This window comes from Microbulbifer sp. MLAF003 (genome assembly GCF_030012965.1).
Lineage (GTDB): Bacteria > Pseudomonadota > Gammaproteobacteria > Pseudomonadales > Cellvibrionaceae > Microbulbifer > Microbulbifer variabilis.
The window spans coordinates 2,561,230-2,577,679 of record NZ_CP120232.1; the positions used below are offsets into that span (position 1 = coordinate 2,561,230).

Here is a 16,450-nt window from a genome sequence, read left to right on the forward strand (position 1 = left end):
CCAATCGCTGAAAAATAAAATTGTCAACAAGCTCATATCACACCCTCTTCCACCGTATCGGGATCAACATCCACTAGCGGTTCCATTGCACTTAAGGCACCGGCAACATTTGCCAGTCTCGGAGAGGCGAATAAACGTCTGAGGGGAAGCAGCAAGCGGTGTTGCTGTTTTAAGCGGTCGATAAACCGGGTTGCCAATAAACTATCGCCACCCAATTCAAAGAAATTTTGATCGCGGTTTATTACTGGCAGGTTGAGAAGCTCCTGCCAAATCTGGGCTACCAGGCGCTCGTTATCCGTCACCAGTTCAGCCACTTTTTCCTGTTGCGGTTTTTCCACTGCATGCACGAGTTTTAATACTGAAGCCCGATCCAATTTGCCGTTTGCACTTAGGGGCATTTCCGGCAAAGTCACAATGAAGTCCGGGATCATATAAGACGGCAGGTGGTGGCGAAGGTACTCGCGCAATTCATCAGTATTAAACGTTGGTGGGCATTCGGGTGCGAGCACAACAGCTGCGACCAGCTGTTGTTCTGTGGCCAGCACCAGTGCGCGCTGCACAAACATCTGACGATTAAATACGGTTTCGATTTCACCCAGCTCTATGCGATGGCCACGGACCTTGACCTGGCTATCGGCGCGGCCCAAAATTCCAAGCATCCATTCGGCCAGTAGCGTCCAAGATCCCCTGTGCGATACCAGCGCTCACCATCGACCGTAACAAAGCGCGCTTCAGTCAATTCGGGAGCCGCGCGATAGCCCATGGCGACACCATCACCACCGATCCACAGCTCACCCGTTGTCCAGTCAGGGCAGTCGCGCCCCTGGGTATCCATTACCCTGAATTTCTGGTTAGCCAGGGGGTATCCGTACGGGATCGAGTGCCAGCTTGGATCTACTTCTACAACTTCAAAACTGTTAGACCAAATAGAAGCTTCAGTGGCGCCCCCCAGTGCGATAAAACGGCAATCGGGCTGTACTTGCTTTAAGCGCTGCGGTAAATCCAGGCCAATCCAATCGCCGGAATTTAATACCAAACGCAATTTGCCAGGCGGTGTACCGGCACCGACAGTGAGTAACATATCCAGTAGCGCCGGTACCGTATTCCAGATGGTGATGCCGTAGTGACATACTCGTTGATGCCAGCACTCGGCATCCCGCCGGTCCTCCTCCTCAATCAAGACCAGCGCACCACCGACCGATAGCAGTCCAAAAATATCGTAAACAGAGAGGTCAAAATCCAGGGCTGAAATGGCCAGTACACGATCATTTTCATCAACAGAGAAACGTTCGTTGATATCGGCAATGGTATTCCAGGCGGCACCGTGACTGATCTCGACGCCCTTGGGTTCGCCTGTGGAGCCGGAAGTGAAAATGATATAAGCCAGTTGCTCAGCTTCTGTTGCAATAGGCTCAGAAATCGGTTCACCAATAGGAGTGAACTGTTCGGCCTGATGAATTGCACTTTGGTCGAGTACCACTTTTACCTCGGCACGGCGCAACATTGACTCACGCCTGGCCTGCGGTTGATCGATACCGACAGGTAAATAAGCAGCTCCCGCTGCGAGTACCCCCAAAACAGCGGCAATCTGGTCGGGCCCTTTCGGCAGGTTGACGGCCACCACCTCGGCAGGTGAAACCTGGCTTTCCAATAACCAGGCAGCGATGCGCAAAGCACGCTCTGCCAGGACACCATAACTCAGGGAATTTTCGTCTCCCCAATACAAGGCGATATTCTCAGGGTTCGCTTTTACCTGCTGGAAAAATCGCTGCGACAAATTATCCGTTGGGTCAATTGCGGTACGCTTTTCAAGCTGGGTTCTCAAATCCCGTTGAGACTTGGGTAATAAATCAGGCGGTGTGGAATCCCATTCAGCGTCACCCGCCCATTGGAGCAAGCCGATATAGGCCTGGAACATTTCCGCGCACATCCCCTCAGGGAAAAGCGCTTCGACCACATCCCAATTTAAGAAAACGCCACCCTCAACTTCGACCACCTGGTGATCCAGCCAGACTTGCGGCGTTTGTGTCAGGGCCCAGATAGGTTCCCGCAGGGGCCCATTTTCCGGTGCCGCTGTGCCACCGGGAATACCCAGTGCGCTGGTGAAGACCACGGGCATTGTGGCTTCCGCGTCGCTCTGCCGGCGGGCTAATTCCCGCATCAGGCTAACACTGGAAATATCGCGATGTTCCAGGGCCGCGCCAACTTCCCCTTGTATTTTTTTCGCTCGCACCAACCAGCTGTCACCGGCCTCTGGCCGGTAACCCACCAGGGTTAGGGAGGTGAAATCGCCCATTACCCGATAGATATCCGGATGAACTTCACGGCGATCAAACAGGGTAAGGTTCAAACTCAGGTCGGGGCGACTGCTCCAACGACTAAGCACTTCGGCAAAAGCGGTTAGAAGGAGGCTCGAAGGCGTGATTCCCTGCTCAGCCGCGCGCGCAACCAGGTTTTGCCAGGTCCCTTTATCAATATGCTGTTGATGACGCACAAAGTGCGGGCGCTCAATGGATGCCGGCTCCCGTACAATGGGTAGCTGGGGCGCGGGAGGCAGCTCCGATAGTTTGTGCTGCCAAAAGGTTTTTGCGGCAGCCAGGGGACCTTGGGGAAGATCACTATCAAATACGGCGGTAGTTTGCGGCAATACATTGCGCACATAGTCACGGAAAGTGAGTTCGATAGAAGGTAGATGAGTTTCAGGGCTCTGATAAAGAACATTTAACTCACGATAAAACAGCAGAATACTGAAGGCATCGAGAATCAAATTATCCAAACTGATAGCCAATCGGGTATTGCGCCCACAGCGCACAGCACGGACATCAAACAGTGGCCACCGGCTGGGCTCAAACACCTGCTCCGCGCACTTCTGTCGCAGTTGCGCAAAAGCAGAAGCTGGATCGCGGTCTACCTCTGTAACGTCGATGGAAAATCTCGGCACATCGGCAAGGATGCGCTGTCGACCTTCGCTGTCGAATACAGCCCGCAGCATTTCATGGCGGGCAATCATCGCGTTTAGTGCAGACTCCAAACGCTCCAGATCGAGATCAACAACGTCGTATTCGCGATAAAAATGACAACCGATACCACCCAAAACAAATTCTGGGTCCCTTCCCAGCCAATAGGCCCGCTGGACATCGGTAGGTTCAAAAGCGGCGTACCGATTGGCCTTATCCGATTGCCAGGGTGTAGCAGCAATTTCGGTAGTACCTTTGTTTCGCTGTGGGTTCTCAGTTGGATCTTGAACTAATGTCGCAGCAAAGTCGGCCAAGCTGGGCTGGCTAAATAATTCCGACAGTGTGACACCTTCAAAGCCAGACTCGCGCAGATCTCGCACAACACGGGTTGCTAACAGGGAGTCACCCCCAAGTGCGAAGAAGTTATCGTCCCGCGCTATATCGGTAACATCGAGAAATTTGCACCAGATGGCAGCCACCTGCTGCTCTAATTTACCTTGCGGTGGGTTCTGCTTTGCCTGATGTTGCGCTATGGATTCATCGGCAAACTGCTGTAAACCGCCGCGATCAATTTTGCCATTGGCGGTAAGCGGTATTTCAGCGAGACAGCAAAGCTCACTGGGCAGCATGGCGCTGGTCAATCGTTGGGTCAGGAACTCCCGCAGGTCGTTCAAGGGTGCCTGCAACTGCTGCAAATCAACAAAGCACTTTTCTGGATTGATAGCCCCTTGCGATAATTTGGATTCCAGAACGACAACCGCAACCACACCTCGCTGAGTCAGCAGTGCGACCGCTTGCGCAATCCCTTTGTGCGCGGTCAGTGCCGCTTCAATCTCGCCGAGTTCAATGCGGTGTCCACGCACCTTGACCTGATTATCGACGCGACCCAAAAACTCCAGGCACCCGTTCGGCCAGTAGCGGCCCAAGTCTCCGGTGCGGTACCAGCGCTTACCTTCGTCTGTCACAAAACGGGCTGCAGTGATACCGGGAGCACCGCGATACCCTAAAGCAACGCCAGCACCACCGATCCACAACTCCCCTGTCACCCAGTTGGGGCAATCGCGCCCCAGGGCATCCACCACTCTGAATTGCTGGTTGGCCAAGGGGTAACCATAGGGAATAGATCGCCAAGAGGAATCAACTTCTTTGACTTCAAAATTGTTCGACCAGATAGAAGCTTCGGTGGCGCCACCCAAAGCGATAAAGCGGCAACCGGGGTTTACGCGCTTTAATCGTTCCGGCAGGTCGAGGCTGATCCAGTCGCCAGAATTTAAAACCAGGCGCAGCTCGCCAGCTGGAGTATCACCACCTGTGGTCAGCAGCATATCCAACAGCGCCGGCACCGTATTCCAAACAGTAACGCCATGCTGACACACCAGCTGATGCCAGCGCTCAGCATCCCGCCGGGATTCCTCTTCAACCAATACCAGTGCTCCGCCGGCGGACAAGAGCCCAAAAATATCGTAAACGGAAAGGTCGAAATCCAATGCTGATACGGCCAGCACGCGATCATTTTGATTAACCGAAAAGCGCGCGTTAATGTCCGCTATGGTGTTCCAGGCACTACCGTGACTAATTTCGACGCCCTTGGGTTCACCGGTAGAGCCAGAGGTAAAAATGATATAGGCGAGATCTTTTGCCTTTCCCACAACAGGCTGGGATAAAGGCGCAACACCGGAGAGCACAGACAAGTTATCTATAACCAGCTTGGCTCCAGCAAGTTTGAGTACGCGCTCTCTACGCAACGGTGGCTGGTCTATACCCAGCGGCAGATAAGCCGCTCCTGCCGCTAATACGCCCAAGGCTGCAACAATCTGCTCCGGCCCCTTGGGTAATAAAATACCGACCAAATCACCGGGCTCAACACCTTGAAGCTGTAAATACGCAGCCATTGCCAAAGCTCTGTGGGCCAACTCCCCGTAACGGATTTGATCGCCGTTCCAATAGAGAGCCACTGCTTCAGGGCAGTTTTTAGCATTGCTAAAAAAATGTTCGTGTAATTGGTGAGGCTGGTATGGTTTGGCTGTGGAATTTACCTGCTGGCGCTGCTGCTTTTGCTCCGCTGGCAGCAGCGATGGTATGGGCTGGGCCCAGAATTCCGGGCTGCCGATCAGGCATTCCAGTAACTGCGTAAAGGCCGCAAACATGCCATCCAGGACGCCGGGAGCAAAAGCAGCTTCCCTCGCATCCCAGTTTACGGACAGGCCGCCTTTGAGCTCCATAACCTGTACGTCCAGCCACACTTGTGGCCCTTGGGAGATAATCCAGTTGACATCTCCAAAGGCACTGCGAACTGACTCGCCAAATAATTCTCCCAGCCCAAGCGCACTGGTAAAGACGACCGGCACAAACACCGTTTGTCCCTGTTGCCTGCTGAGGTCACGCAGCACCTCTACGCCGGAATAACTCCCGTGCGCTACATCCTGACGGAAGTTGTGTTGTAAACGCTGTGCACGCTCAACGAAGGTTCCACTCTGGCTGCCCTGCCAGGCAAGCAAGATCGAAGAAGTAAAGTCTCCTACCAGGGAGTTGACATCCCGGTGCAGGGATTCCCGGTCGAACAGGGGGAGATTCAGCAGGAAATCTGACTCTTCGCTATAGACCATAAGCACTTCGGCAAGCGCCGCTGCCAGGGTCATGGACAAAGTAATACCGTGACGGCTCGCAAATTCCGCTAGCTGGTTTTTCCGATCAGCAGACAGACTATAGTGGCGACGAACAACGCGACGAGTGTCTTTAGACTCAGTACCTATCGCAGTGGGTAATTGAGGAGCGCCGGGCAAATCTGCCAGGCGATCCTGCCAGTGTTCTTTGGCCTGCTGCTTCTCAGCTCGGCGCTCTTCCTTTGAGTGAAGAACGCTGCGGTCAGCCTGGTAGCGCGGATAACTGTAATTCAACGGAACCAGAGACTGCTCTGGTTCCAGGTAGAGCTTGGCCAGGTCATTCAGTAACACGCGCAAACTAAAGGCATCTGCAGCGACCATATCCAGATTAATATGCAGGCGTGTGCCGCCAGCTTTTAATTCCGCAGGTAACAATGAGAGCTGTACATCAAAAACCTCACCCTGCAATATATCCAGCTGCCGATGGGAGAGTTGCTCCCTAACAGCGATAAGACTCTGCTCCGCTTCTGCGGCAGCCTGATGCCTGAAATCGTGAACCTTTAAACCGGGCCAGCTCACTTCAGCGGGAATCTGCTGTCGGCCATCATCGAGGATTTGAACACGCAGCATCCCATGTCGCTCGAAGAGGGAGTGCACAGCCTGTTCCAATCGATCAGGTACTACTTCCTGGCCATCAAACTCATGATAAAAGTGTGCGGCAACGCCCCCTAGATATTGATTCGGGTCTCGCCCAATCCAATAGGCATGTTGCATCGGTGCCAAATCAAAGGGAGTGATTTCATCAAAAGCGCCCGGCACAGATAAATGTTCACTGGTACTTTCTTCAGTTCCAATAGCCAACTGAGGTAGTGAAAGCCAGGCTTCCAATCGAGGCACCGCGATAAGATCAGCAAATTTCACCTTGATCTTTTTCTGCCTTAATTGGCCAACAATCCTCATGATTTGCACTGAGTTGAGCCCCAGCGCAATTAAGTCAGCCTGCGGATTAATGTCATTAATATCGGCATCAATAGCCTGACAAACTAAATCCTTTAACAAACTGGCCGGACTGATTGGCTCTGATTTATTCTGCGGCTTCGGCGACAAGAGATACGCTCCTTATTGCGTCTCGAATAACACGCATTTTGATGCAACTTTCACGATACTCGTGGGTAGGAAGGGAGGCTTCAACCAGGCCGCAACCGGCAAATAGTGTGACCCTGCCGGGGGTAAAAAGCGCAGAACGCAGCGCAACAGCAAACTCCCCTTCCCCCTCAGCATTGAGCCAACCAACAGGTCCTGCATACCAACCGCGATCCAGGCCTTCATTTTCACGGATATACTTCAGCGCTTTTCTCCTCGGCAGGCCACCCACCGCGGCACTTGGGTGTAAATCCGATAAGATATCCAAAAGATTTACGCGATCTTTCATCAAGCCTTCTAGCGGCGTCAGCAAATGCTGAATTTGCTTTAATTTACAGAGCTGGGGCGGTTCAGGTTCCGCTACACGATGGCAGTGTTTACGTAAAATAGAGAGGAGATGTTGAACAACCAGGTCGTGTTCGAAGCGGTCTTTATCACTATCGAGCAGAGATAATCCCAATTTGTAATCAGCTGCAGGATCTTTTCCCCGGGGTGCGCTACCGGCCAGAGCAACGGTACTGATACGCCCGTCTTTACCAGCCGCTAAGCGCTCGGGCGAAGCCCCAAGAAAGCAACTTTTTCCGCGGGAAAAGGCAAACAAATAGGCATCGGGGTAAGATTCTTGTAAATATCCGAGAATACTTCCCGGGCAGCAATCCGCGTTCAGTGCTTCAGAACGAGCGAGAACCACTTTTTGAAATTCGTTACGCTTAATTGATTCGACCGCATCAACAACACCCTGTTGCCAATCCATTTGATCAGTATCACTATTACTAAAATCACTCTCCACCAGCGGTAAATTGTCATTTGTAGAGGAGTCAGGATTACGAGATAAGATGCCTTGCCACCGCGCTTTGGCTTGCTCAGTAGCGAGACTGCAGTCTGTATGACCAGTCACGATTAAATTTATTACCACATAACTGTGGTCCGCTTCACAATAAAGGGCTAACTCAGGTAGCGTTAACACGCCTGAAGGAAAATCTTGCCAAAGCGTTGAAGGGTCTTTTTGGTAATCAAAAGCAAACCCACCACACAAAATTGGTTGATGTCCCCCGCTCACGACAGAAGAAGCCTGTAATTTTTGCCAATTAGTTTGAATCTCAGACCAGGATTTCCCAGGAGCACAGCTAAACTCGTAGGCAGAGCCAAAACTCAGGGCATAAAAGTCACTGGAGGGCGTACCCCACAGAGATGTTATTCGTTCATGTCGATAGTTAGCAGCGAACAACCCAATTGGATCGCGCCTGTGGCATGGGAAGGAAAATGATGCCAGAACCTCTGGCTGCCCCTGGCTTACCCTGGACTTGGCTTCCTGCAAACAGGCCTCCAGTCCGTCGTACTTAGAGCGCCCTTTCATAGACCCTCCTCAGCATGTAGGGCACGCTCAGTTCGCCAATGCAGTTTTTGCTGTTTGATAAACCACTGGATAATCCCAGAAAAAAGCAACTCGATATAGTCAGCAGATAACTGCTCTTCCTCAGCCCAACCACGGCGATCAATCAACATAGCCGCAACCCGATCTGGAGCGGGAATACTGGCTTCATCTGGTTTGAACTGCGCTGCAGACAAAACATATCCCATACGCTGCCGCAACAGCCTGATGATCTCGCGATCAATGGAATCAATACCTTGGCGGATCTCATCCAGATTTTTACACTCCATTGGCAGCTTCGTTGCTTGCATAGAAACTCCATCACCTAAGCTGTTCATCTTCCCATCAATAATGAAACGTTATAACATATCATTTTCGAAATCAACGGGATGTTTGTTTTGGATTTGGGCATCAGGGTGGAGAGACTGTGTGCTACTTGTTACTAAAGAGAAATAATTCGAACATCATCAAAAATAGCGATCTCGAATTAATCGAAGTAGAGATCCGCTATCTATTGAACGATGGCGAATATAGAGCCGCTCAACAGCCCTATTCTCCCGACAATTGATTTTGATAGCGTTACAAGAAACAGAAAGGTTTTATACGGCCAACTTAACTTCACATGCAGTTAGGTCAAGCGGAGCTTCTGAACAATATGGCCAACAACCAGATCGGGACAATCTGACAGATAAAAATGGTTACCTGCGTATTCTTTCAATTGGAACTCACCATTGGTCCACTGCTGCCAACCCCGAGCTTCATCGGTGCTCAACTCAGGATCATCCCGTCCTAGCATCGCGGTGATGGGGCAATCTAAAAGTTGGTCCGAGGACATCTTGCTGGTTTCGATCAATCGATAATCCTGGCGTATAGTGGGAAGCAGCAGGGCTCTTAACTCAGGAATCTCTAATAATTCAGGGGCAGTACCACCAAGTTCAATAAGTTGTTGGCAGAGAGACTCATCACTCAACTGGTGTACGTTTCCACTCTTTTGAAATTGTGGCGCTTCGCGCGCAGAGACAAATATGTGTTCAGGACCGCGCAATTTTTCGCGATACAAGGAGAGAGCCAATTCATGAGCAACTGTAGCTCCCATACTGTGCCCAAATACTGCCCAAGGTTTATCGATGACAGGTTTGATAGCCCTACTTAACAAAGCAATTAAAGTTTGCATATCTGCGGGCATAGCTTCATTACAGCGTTGCTCCCTACCCGGTAAACATACGAGAACCAACTCTATGGAAGCTGGCAATAATTTCGCCCAGGGCCGGTAAAGTGATGCTGAACCACCAGCATGAGGCAAACACAAAAGTCGGATAGCCGCTTTAGGTTGAGGGCGAGGAATCTGTAGCCAAGCGCCGGACATAAATTTATCTCAATAAGAAATTTGAAGCCGTGAATACTAACTGTTAATTCTTAATTTAGAAATCCAAAGAAGATTCAAAAAATCACTCGCCTGCTCCACCCAAACATTTCAGGAGACCAGCATGGAAAATAATTTACTTAATGGTTACACGCCTCACCCGAAGGAACTAGAGGCTTTCTATCAGCAACAAGGAATTTGGGATAACCAACCTATTTGGGAGCTGATCACGCGTAATGCGAAAAACTTTCCCAACCGATGCGCAGTTCGGGATCTATCGGATCAATTAACTTACACAGAATTGGTTAACGAGGCCGATAGTATTGCCGCAGGCCTGGTGGTACAAGGCTACAAAGCTGGGGAGCGAGCAATACTCCAGTGGAGCAACCAGGTCAGTTTTATTACAGCCCTGCTCGGCTTATTTCGAGCGGGACTGGTTCCTGTACTAGCTTTGCCTGCACATCGCCAAAATGAAATATGCCATTTTGCACAGGTCTCGGGTGCCAGTATCTATATCACTTCAGGAGCGGAAAGTGGTGAAAGCCGTCAAAGCATGACAGAACAAATTGCTTCGCAATCTCCGACCTTGCGAGGCATATACAGCTCTGATGAAAATGACACATTCCCTCCCCTGCCCAGAAGAGAATGCCAAGGCTTCACCCCAGTTCCCGTGGACCCCAACGCCCCAGCCTTATTCCTCGTTTCCGGTGGCACTACAGGACTTCCGAAACTTATTCCACGCACCCACAATGACTATCGTTACAACATTACCTGCGCTACCGCCGCTTGTAATTTAGGAAAAGATGAAATCTACCTGGCAGTACTCCCCGCCGCCCATAATTTTCCACTGGGTTGCCCCGGCATTCTGGGCACGCTATCCATGGGTGGGCAGGTAATATTCACCAAAGATGCAAGCCCGGACTACTGCTTCGAGCTGATAGAGCGCTACGGCGTAACCGCCACAGCCCTGGTCCCAGCACTGGCTCAGGTCTGGACTGCAGCGACAGAGTGGGAAGATGCTGATTTAAGCTCTCTCCGCTTACTGCAAGTCGGTGGCTCAAAGCTGAGTCCAACTGACGCCAATGCTGCAATAGATGCTTTTCCCGGTGCACTACAGCAGGTATTCGGTATGGCCGAAGGCTTGATATGTTACACCCACTACGAAGATAACGATGAAACCATCACCAATACTCAAGGCAGACCTATGAGCTCCCTCGATACTCTAAAAGTGGTCGATGAGTACGGACAGGAAGTGAAAGCCGGAGAAGAAGGAGAGCTGCTCACTCGCGGCCCCTATACACTGAGAGGCTATTACCGTGCAGAAGAACATAACCGACGCGCTTTTACCCCAGATGGCTTCTATCGCAGCGGGGATCGTGTACGCATTCTGGACAATGGCAATATTGTAGTTACCGGGCGACTCAAAGATGTTGTGAATCGGGGCGGGGAAACATTTGTATGCGACGAAATTGAAGAGCACCTACTCGCCCACCCCAGCATTCAACAAGCAGCTGTTATGCCCTTGCCGGATAAAGTGCTAGGAGAGCAAGTTGGAGCAGCTATTGTATGTGCAGATAATGCGCCCACCCTACAAATGTTACGCAACTTCCTGACCGAAAGAGGCCTGGCCACCTTTAAGCTACCAGAACATCTCAAAGTATTATCTCGCCTTCCAGTTACCCCCGTAGGTAAAATTGATAAGAAGAAGCTTTTGGAGCAAGAAAATCAGCAGGGAGTAGATTAGCCCTAATGCATCACTGAACAATCAATTTCGATTAGTTTAGTGATGCTACTGGCCAAAAAAGGACGTACTTTTTAAATAAACACGAGGGAAAATACTCCATACCGCGCCTAATTATCCGCTCAACCTACCCAGTGGCTATCTCTTAAACCCTGCCGACATGCACTAATAGCGGGTATTGCAGCTACTATCAAAGTACTAACAAGCACTGCCCCCAAAAGCATGATTGTATGTTCGCCCATACTAAATCCATCAAGATAAACTCCAAACTGATCTGCCAACAGCGGCTCAACCAGCCAGACTCCTAATATAAGCCCTGCAACTGCGATTACAACACCTAAAAGCAAAACCAATAGTGCCTCAGCCTGGATCAATAAAAATAGAAACAATGGGCCCGATCCTATAGTCCTCAACAATGCTATCTCTGATCTTCGCTCACGCATCGTAGAAAGTAGCAAGATACACAAGCCAAGTAATGCAGCTAAAACAACCATCGCAGAGACAAAAAATAATATCTTTTCAATACCTCCCAGTATCTGCCAGAGCTCCGATAATGCAATGCCCGGCAATATTGCCAATAGAGGCTCCTTGGAGTATTCGTTAATTTTTCTCTGCACCTGGAATGTAGCCATTGGGGAATTAAGCCCCAGCAAAAAGGCAGTAATGTTATCTGGCACCAGATCATCATGCTCCACATCAGCGCCGTGGACCGCTTCCAACCCTGCCAAGCTTACGTACAGAACTCGATCTACTGGAGTACCTGTGGGTTTGAGTATCCCCCTAACAACAAATGAATTTTCATCGTGCTCAGTAAAATGAGTTCCAACCAAGCCGTGCGCTAATGTTAGGGAGTCATCGAGTTGGTAGTCTAGCTCACGAGCAACCTCCGCCCCCAATATCACACTAAAAGCATCGACAAAATTCTGGCCACTTGAAAGCTCCAATGGTCTCTTATTCCGATACCGATAGTGATCGAGAAATCCAGTTGAGGTTCCCACAACTCTATAACCTTGATGTGAATCTCCTAAGGATAGGGGAATAGCCCAATTAACTTGCGTGAGCTGAGCAAATTCCTGGTAACTCTCCCATGAAATACGGTTACTGGCATTCCCGATATGGAATATGCTGTACAGTAATAGATTTAGCTGTCCAGTGGGCGCTCCAACAATAAGATCTACCCCTGACACCGTACGACCAAAGCTGCTTTTAGTATGGCTTCGCAACTGCTCGATACCCAACACTAATATCAAACTCACTGCCACAGACAAAACGGCCAGGGATACACTTCCCTTACGCTGCATCAGGCTATGCCAGGCAAGCTTAATAAACATCGGCCAACGCCTCCGGTGCAGTATCCCAATCGGGCCTGAGTTTCCAGGCAATATTTATTTCGCGCATATCCGCAACCAAAGGGAAGTGTCGTTCCAGGGAGCTATCGTGACTGACAAAAACCAGTGTGCATTTCTTTTGCTCACAAGCATTCATCAACAGCTGGACAAATGCATCTCTCGCTTCGGGGTCTAAAGCTGATGTAGGCTCATCAACCAGTAACAATTCCGGTTCATTGATCAATGCACGCACAATTGCCACTCTCTGTTGCTGCCCGACACTCAAGTGGACCACTTTCTTGGGTAAAACCTCTTCTCCCAAACACAGCCCCCTAGCAACTCCCTAACCCTGCCTCGAAAATCGCCCCGGAAACCAGCGAAGTGGGTGGCGACACGAATGTTGTCCTCCACACTCAAATAGGGAATCAAGTTAAATCGCTGAAATACAACTCCAATGTGTTTTGCCCTGAAACGGTCCCGCTTGCGCTCACTCAGTTCACCCAACGATTGGCCTAGAACCTTTTGGCTCCCCGATTTTGTAACCAGAATGCCTGCCAGGAGGTTCAGCAGCGTTGACTTGCCACTACCGGAGCGGCCGCGTAAAAACACCTGCTCCCCCACTGGTAGCGACCAATAGGGGACTTCTAAAACCGCCGGGCCTTTACGATAAGCGAAGCGCAACTGCTCCACCTCAATAGCAAGTTGAGGTCTTGTAGTGAAGGCATTCATCTTGCACCTCATTTGCAGCATGGATTTTTGCAAACAGATATATAATGATATATCACATCATTTTATATAGTAAATAAATCCGAGCCATGAACAGAACTCCCCTTTCGGCAGCCTGCACCCTGACCACCGCACTACTCGCTGCTGCCTGTGACAGTCGAATTGAAACTCGTCCAGTTTCGCCCCCAGTTGCAGAACATACTCAAGTCAAACAAGTAAGTATCAATTATCGCGAAGTCAGCTGGGAAGAGTTAATCCCGAAAGATGACCTGGATGCGTTACTCAACCCACCAGAATACATAGATGATATTGTTGAAGGCTCGGCTGCCGACTCAATGCCTAACACATCAGCTATTACCACTACGACTGAAAATGAAAGCCGTTACCAAGCCGCTTTGACTTCCACTCGAATAAAACCAGAGTTCGACAATCAACAGATACGTATTGCTGGATTTATCGTCCCGATTGAATTTAATGACGAATTAACGATTTCCCGTTTCCTTTTTGTGCCCTATTTCGGAGCCTGTATTCATCTGCCACCCCCACCGCCAAACCAGGTTATCCATGGCCGTTTTCCTGAGGGAGTTCAAATTGAGGCTCTGTACGAGCCTTTCTCTATAGAAGGGAAACTAAGAACACTAAAAATGGAGAGTGAGTTCGGTACTGCGGCTTACAGTATGGAAGTGGATAACATTCAACCCTACAAAGAATAACGCCCTCAGTGAGCATTGCTCACTTGAGGACGTTAACTCAACTATAGTCGGCTACTGGCCCATCTCCCGAACCAAGTATCCGGCCCCGTCAATATTCTCCATTACCCAGAGAATATAAGCGATATCGACATGAATCGCCCGGGTACTATCAGTGAAGTCCCAATCAGCATTGATGCTATCGTAGGTTCCGTCAAATACGACTCCCACCAACTCACCGCGACCATTCATTGTCGGAGATCCTGAGTTACCGCCCGTAATATCTACGGTACTTAGGAAATTAACCGGTACTGAATCCAGCTGCTTTTCATAGTAACGGCCATAGTTCTTCTTATCGATCGCTTCCATCAAAGCTTTGGGGGCATCAAAGGGGTCCTCGCCGGTATACTTTGCCTTAATACCACGCAAGGTTGTAAAAGGTACAAAGCCTTGTTTACCGTCATTACCATCTGCTGCCTCTTTAATTGTTCCAGCTGGTGGCTCATAGCCTTTAACCAGGCCATAAGTCACGCGAAGAGAGCTATTTGCATCCGGGTAGACCGGCTTACCTAAGGAGTGGTAATAATCTATCAGCATCTCCATATACTGTGGGCGCAATTGGGCGAAACGCCCTTTCATGGATTCCTCATGTTCTTCACGGGCAAGCATATCATCGTACATTGCCACTGCCAGCTGGATAAACGGATCCTTGCTCTCTTTGAAGTCTTCAGGCTTTTTACCGATCCACGCTTCACGTACCTCGACATCGGAAAGCTCTGTTTCCTTATACATTTTGTCGAGAGTTGCCTCTAGGTCAGTATTGCCTTTGCCGATATTCAAGTAACGATCAAAGCTGGCTATATGCTGCTCCTTCGGGAGCGCCTGGTAACGGTCCAGGAAGTAAAGCCAGATCTGTTTGTCGACTGATGGGTGATAGCTGCGCTCTATACGACGCATGCCCTCTTTGAATCGGGTTAGATCCCGTTCCTGATAACCCGGCTTGCGCTCAACATCGGGTTTTTCGTTCTCTTTGGCCAATCGATACAGTTTGCTCGCGGCACCCAGCATGGCTGAACGATCCATATAATCGATGGCCAGGTCCTGTTCACGGGTTGATTCTTTTTCTACAACCAGCGCCTCAAGATCATCGATCGTCGACTGGTATTTTTTCTCGCGGGCCTTGTCTGAATCCACCCAAGCTTGCAAATCTTTTTCCAGCTTTTCTTTACGCTGCAATAGATCACTGCGCTGGTAACCCTCCATCATACCGGTAAAGTTTTTAGAGTAATTATTCAAACCTGCCACGAGGCTTGCATACTTTAACTCTGCATCTTTATTGTCGGCAGTTGCCGTACCAATCGTTTCCGACCATTCACCCAGTACCCGCTGCATGTTTGGGTAATACCAGTTGAAGTTGCTTTCCACTTCCTGGGCAGTGCGATAACGGTTGGTACGCCCCGGATAACCGGCAACCATCACGAAATCACCTTCTTTAGGCCCTTTTGCCGCTACAGGCAAATAGTGCTTGGGCTCGTAAGGGACATTATCTTTGGAATAATCAGCCGGTTTACCATCTTTGCCAACATAGGCGCGGTAGAAAGCGTAATCGCCGGTATGGCGAGGCCACATCCAGTTATCGATATCGCCGCCGAATTTGCCAATCGAAGACGCCGGCGCATGAACCAAGCGCACATCGCGGATTTCCAGCTGCTTAACCAGGTAGTAGTTCAAACCGCCGTAGTAGCTATAGACCTCACAACGATGGCCCGGATCTTTTTCACACTCGGAAACCAGCGCCTTCTCCGCTTCTTCGATAGCGACAAAACGTGCAGCACCATCCATCTCATCTGTCAGGCGTTCGTTAACCTTGTCCGTTACTTCGTTCATTGCAACGGTGACGTAGACGCGGGAGCCCGGTGCAGCAGGCAGCTCTTCAGACAAATCTCCGGCCAGGAAACCTTCAGCCAGTAAATCCTTGGATTCAGTTGAATTGTATGAAATTGAACCGTAGGCGCAGTGGTGGTTGGTAATCACCAATCCCGTGGGAGAGACAAAGGAAGCGGAACATCCCCCCAGGCTGATCACCGCGTTCATTGGAAATTCGGTAAGCTTGGTCATGCTGGCTGGGTCCAGCTCCAGGCCATGAGTCCGAAGCTCTTTGGACAGCTCAGGCAACTGGTGAGGTTGCCACATGCCTTCAGTCGAAACACTCTCTTTCTCTGCGGCGAGGCTGGCGCAACTCGCTCCAGCAAATAATGCAGCAGTTGCAACCCCGTAAACAATAGAATTATTGATTTTCATATTTACTCAGCAATATTTAAAAAATAACAGGTTAATTTTGGGTACTTCCCAACGCTAACCCTGTCTTTTCCGGTACACCGAAAATTCACATATAAACACGGCAGGCTGACAGAGTAACATACCCTCCCCGGCTGCAGGCCGGCACGAAGCTGCACCCCTAGCTAAACCCTGCCAATCATTGCCATTATTTCCCTGGCTTTTCCACTCAAATGGGATAAACCATAAAT

General features: G+C 50.1%; 11 protein-coding genes. 2 read left to right on the plus strand and 9 right to left on the minus strand.

Annotated elements, in window-relative coordinates:
- Window positions 1-32: 32 nt before the first annotated feature.
- From P3339_RS12255 to P3339_RS12275, 5 genes are all read right to left on the minus strand, one after another.
- Window positions 33-659: a phosphopantetheine-binding protein gene (locus P3339_RS12255; RefSeq protein ID WP_282950650.1), complete on the minus strand. Its 627-nt coding sequence runs from the start codon at window positions 657-659 to the stop codon at window positions 33-35.
- Complete coding sequence (locus tag P3339_RS12260) at window positions 602-6,667, minus strand: non-ribosomal peptide synthetase (RefSeq protein WP_282950651.1); 6,066 nt, start codon at window positions 6,665-6,667, stop codon at window positions 602-604. The genes P3339_RS12255 and P3339_RS12260 overlap by 58 nt, the downstream gene beginning before the upstream one ends.
- The gene (locus P3339_RS12265; RefSeq protein WP_282950652.1) at window positions 6,645-8,060 is read right to left on the minus strand and encodes an isochorismate synthase; all 1,416 of its coding nucleotides are present in this window, start codon (window positions 8,058-8,060) and stop codon (window positions 6,645-6,647) included. Before P3339_RS12265 ends, P3339_RS12260 begins: the two co-directional genes overlap by 23 nt.
- Complete coding sequence (locus P3339_RS12270) at window positions 8,057-8,386, minus strand: isochorismate lyase (protein ID WP_282950653.1); 330 nt, start codon at window positions 8,384-8,386, stop codon at window positions 8,057-8,059. Before P3339_RS12270 ends, P3339_RS12265 begins: the two co-directional genes overlap by 4 nt.
- A gap of 317 nt (window positions 8,387-8,703) precedes the next feature.
- Window positions 8,704-9,441 (minus strand): thioesterase II family protein, encoded by a 738-nt coding sequence (locus P3339_RS12275; protein WP_282950654.1) that lies wholly within the window; start codon window positions 9,439-9,441, stop codon window positions 8,704-8,706.
- A gap of 121 nt (window positions 9,442-9,562) precedes the next feature.
- Between P3339_RS12275 and P3339_RS12280 the strand changes: the two genes are divergently transcribed.
- Window positions 9,563-11,182, plus strand: a complete 1,620-nt coding sequence (locus P3339_RS12280) for a (2,3-dihydroxybenzoyl)adenylate synthase (protein WP_282950655.1) — start codon at window positions 9,563-9,565, stop codon at window positions 11,180-11,182.
- A 119-nt stretch (window positions 11,183-11,301) separates the two neighbouring features.
- On the opposite strand, the gene P3339_RS12285 is transcribed toward P3339_RS12280, so the two are convergent.
- Genes P3339_RS12285 through P3339_RS12295 form a run of 3 tightly spaced genes read right to left on the minus strand, consistent with a single transcriptional unit; the run spans window position 11,302 to window position 13,236 of the window.
- A complete protein-coding gene (locus P3339_RS12285; RefSeq protein WP_282950656.1) occupies window positions 11,302-12,510 on the minus strand; it encodes an ABC transporter permease in 1,209 nt (402 codons plus the stop codon).
- Entirely contained in the window at window positions 12,500-12,829 is a 330-nt protein-coding gene (locus tag P3339_RS12290; RefSeq protein ID WP_282950657.1) for an ATP-binding cassette domain-containing protein, read from the minus strand. The genes P3339_RS12285 and P3339_RS12290 overlap by 11 nt, the downstream gene beginning before the upstream one ends.
- Window positions 12,790-13,236, minus strand: a complete 447-nt coding sequence (locus P3339_RS12295) for an ATP-binding cassette domain-containing protein (protein WP_282950658.1) — start codon at window positions 13,234-13,236, stop codon at window positions 12,790-12,792. Before P3339_RS12295 ends, P3339_RS12290 begins: the two co-directional genes overlap by 40 nt.
- 86 nt (window positions 13,237-13,322) lie before the next feature.
- Between P3339_RS12295 and P3339_RS12300 the strand changes: the two genes are divergently transcribed.
- On the plus strand, window positions 13,323-13,946 hold the full coding sequence (locus P3339_RS12300) for a DUF3299 domain-containing protein (protein ID WP_020415345.1): 624 nt from the start codon (window positions 13,323-13,325) through the stop codon (window positions 13,944-13,946).
- A 51-nt stretch (window positions 13,947-13,997) separates the two neighbouring features.
- Here P3339_RS12300 and P3339_RS12305 read toward each other — a convergent pair whose 3' ends face one another.
- Window positions 13,998-16,223 (minus strand): S46 family peptidase, encoded by a 2,226-nt coding sequence (locus tag P3339_RS12305; protein WP_282950659.1) that lies wholly within the window; start codon window positions 16,221-16,223, stop codon window positions 13,998-14,000.
- Window positions 16,224-16,450: the final 227 nt, after the last annotated feature.

Coding starts and splice junctions, on each gene's coding strand:
- P3339_RS12305 (WP_282950659.1), bottom strand. CDS start 16,223: ATGAAAATCAATAATTCTATTGTTTACGGGGTTGCAACTGCTGCATTA.
- P3339_RS12285 (WP_282950656.1), bottom strand. CDS start 12,510: ATGTTTATTAAGCTTGCCTGGCATAGCCTGATGCAGCGTAAGGGAAGT.
- P3339_RS12255 (WP_282950650.1), bottom strand. CDS start 659: ATGCTTGGAATTTTGGGCCGCGCCGATAGCCAGGTCAAGGTCCGTGGC.
- P3339_RS12300 (WP_020415345.1), top strand. CDS start 13,323: ATGAACAGAACTCCCCTTTCGGCAGCCTGCACCCTGACCACCGCACTA.
- P3339_RS12270 (WP_282950653.1), bottom strand. CDS start 8,386: ATGCAAGCAACGAAGCTGCCAATGGAGTGTAAAAATCTGGATGAGATC.
- P3339_RS12295 (WP_282950658.1), bottom strand. CDS start 13,236: ATGAATGCCTTCACTACAAGACCTCAACTTGCTATTGAGGTGGAGCAG.
- P3339_RS12275 (WP_282950654.1), bottom strand. CDS start 9,441: ATGTCCGGCGCTTGGCTACAGATTCCTCGCCCTCAACCTAAAGCGGCT.
- P3339_RS12265 (WP_282950652.1), bottom strand. CDS start 8,060: ATGAAAGGGCGCTCTAAGTACGACGGACTGGAGGCCTGTTTGCAGGAA.
- P3339_RS12280 (WP_282950655.1), top strand. CDS start 9,563: ATGGAAAATAATTTACTTAATGGTTACACGCCTCACCCGAAGGAACTA.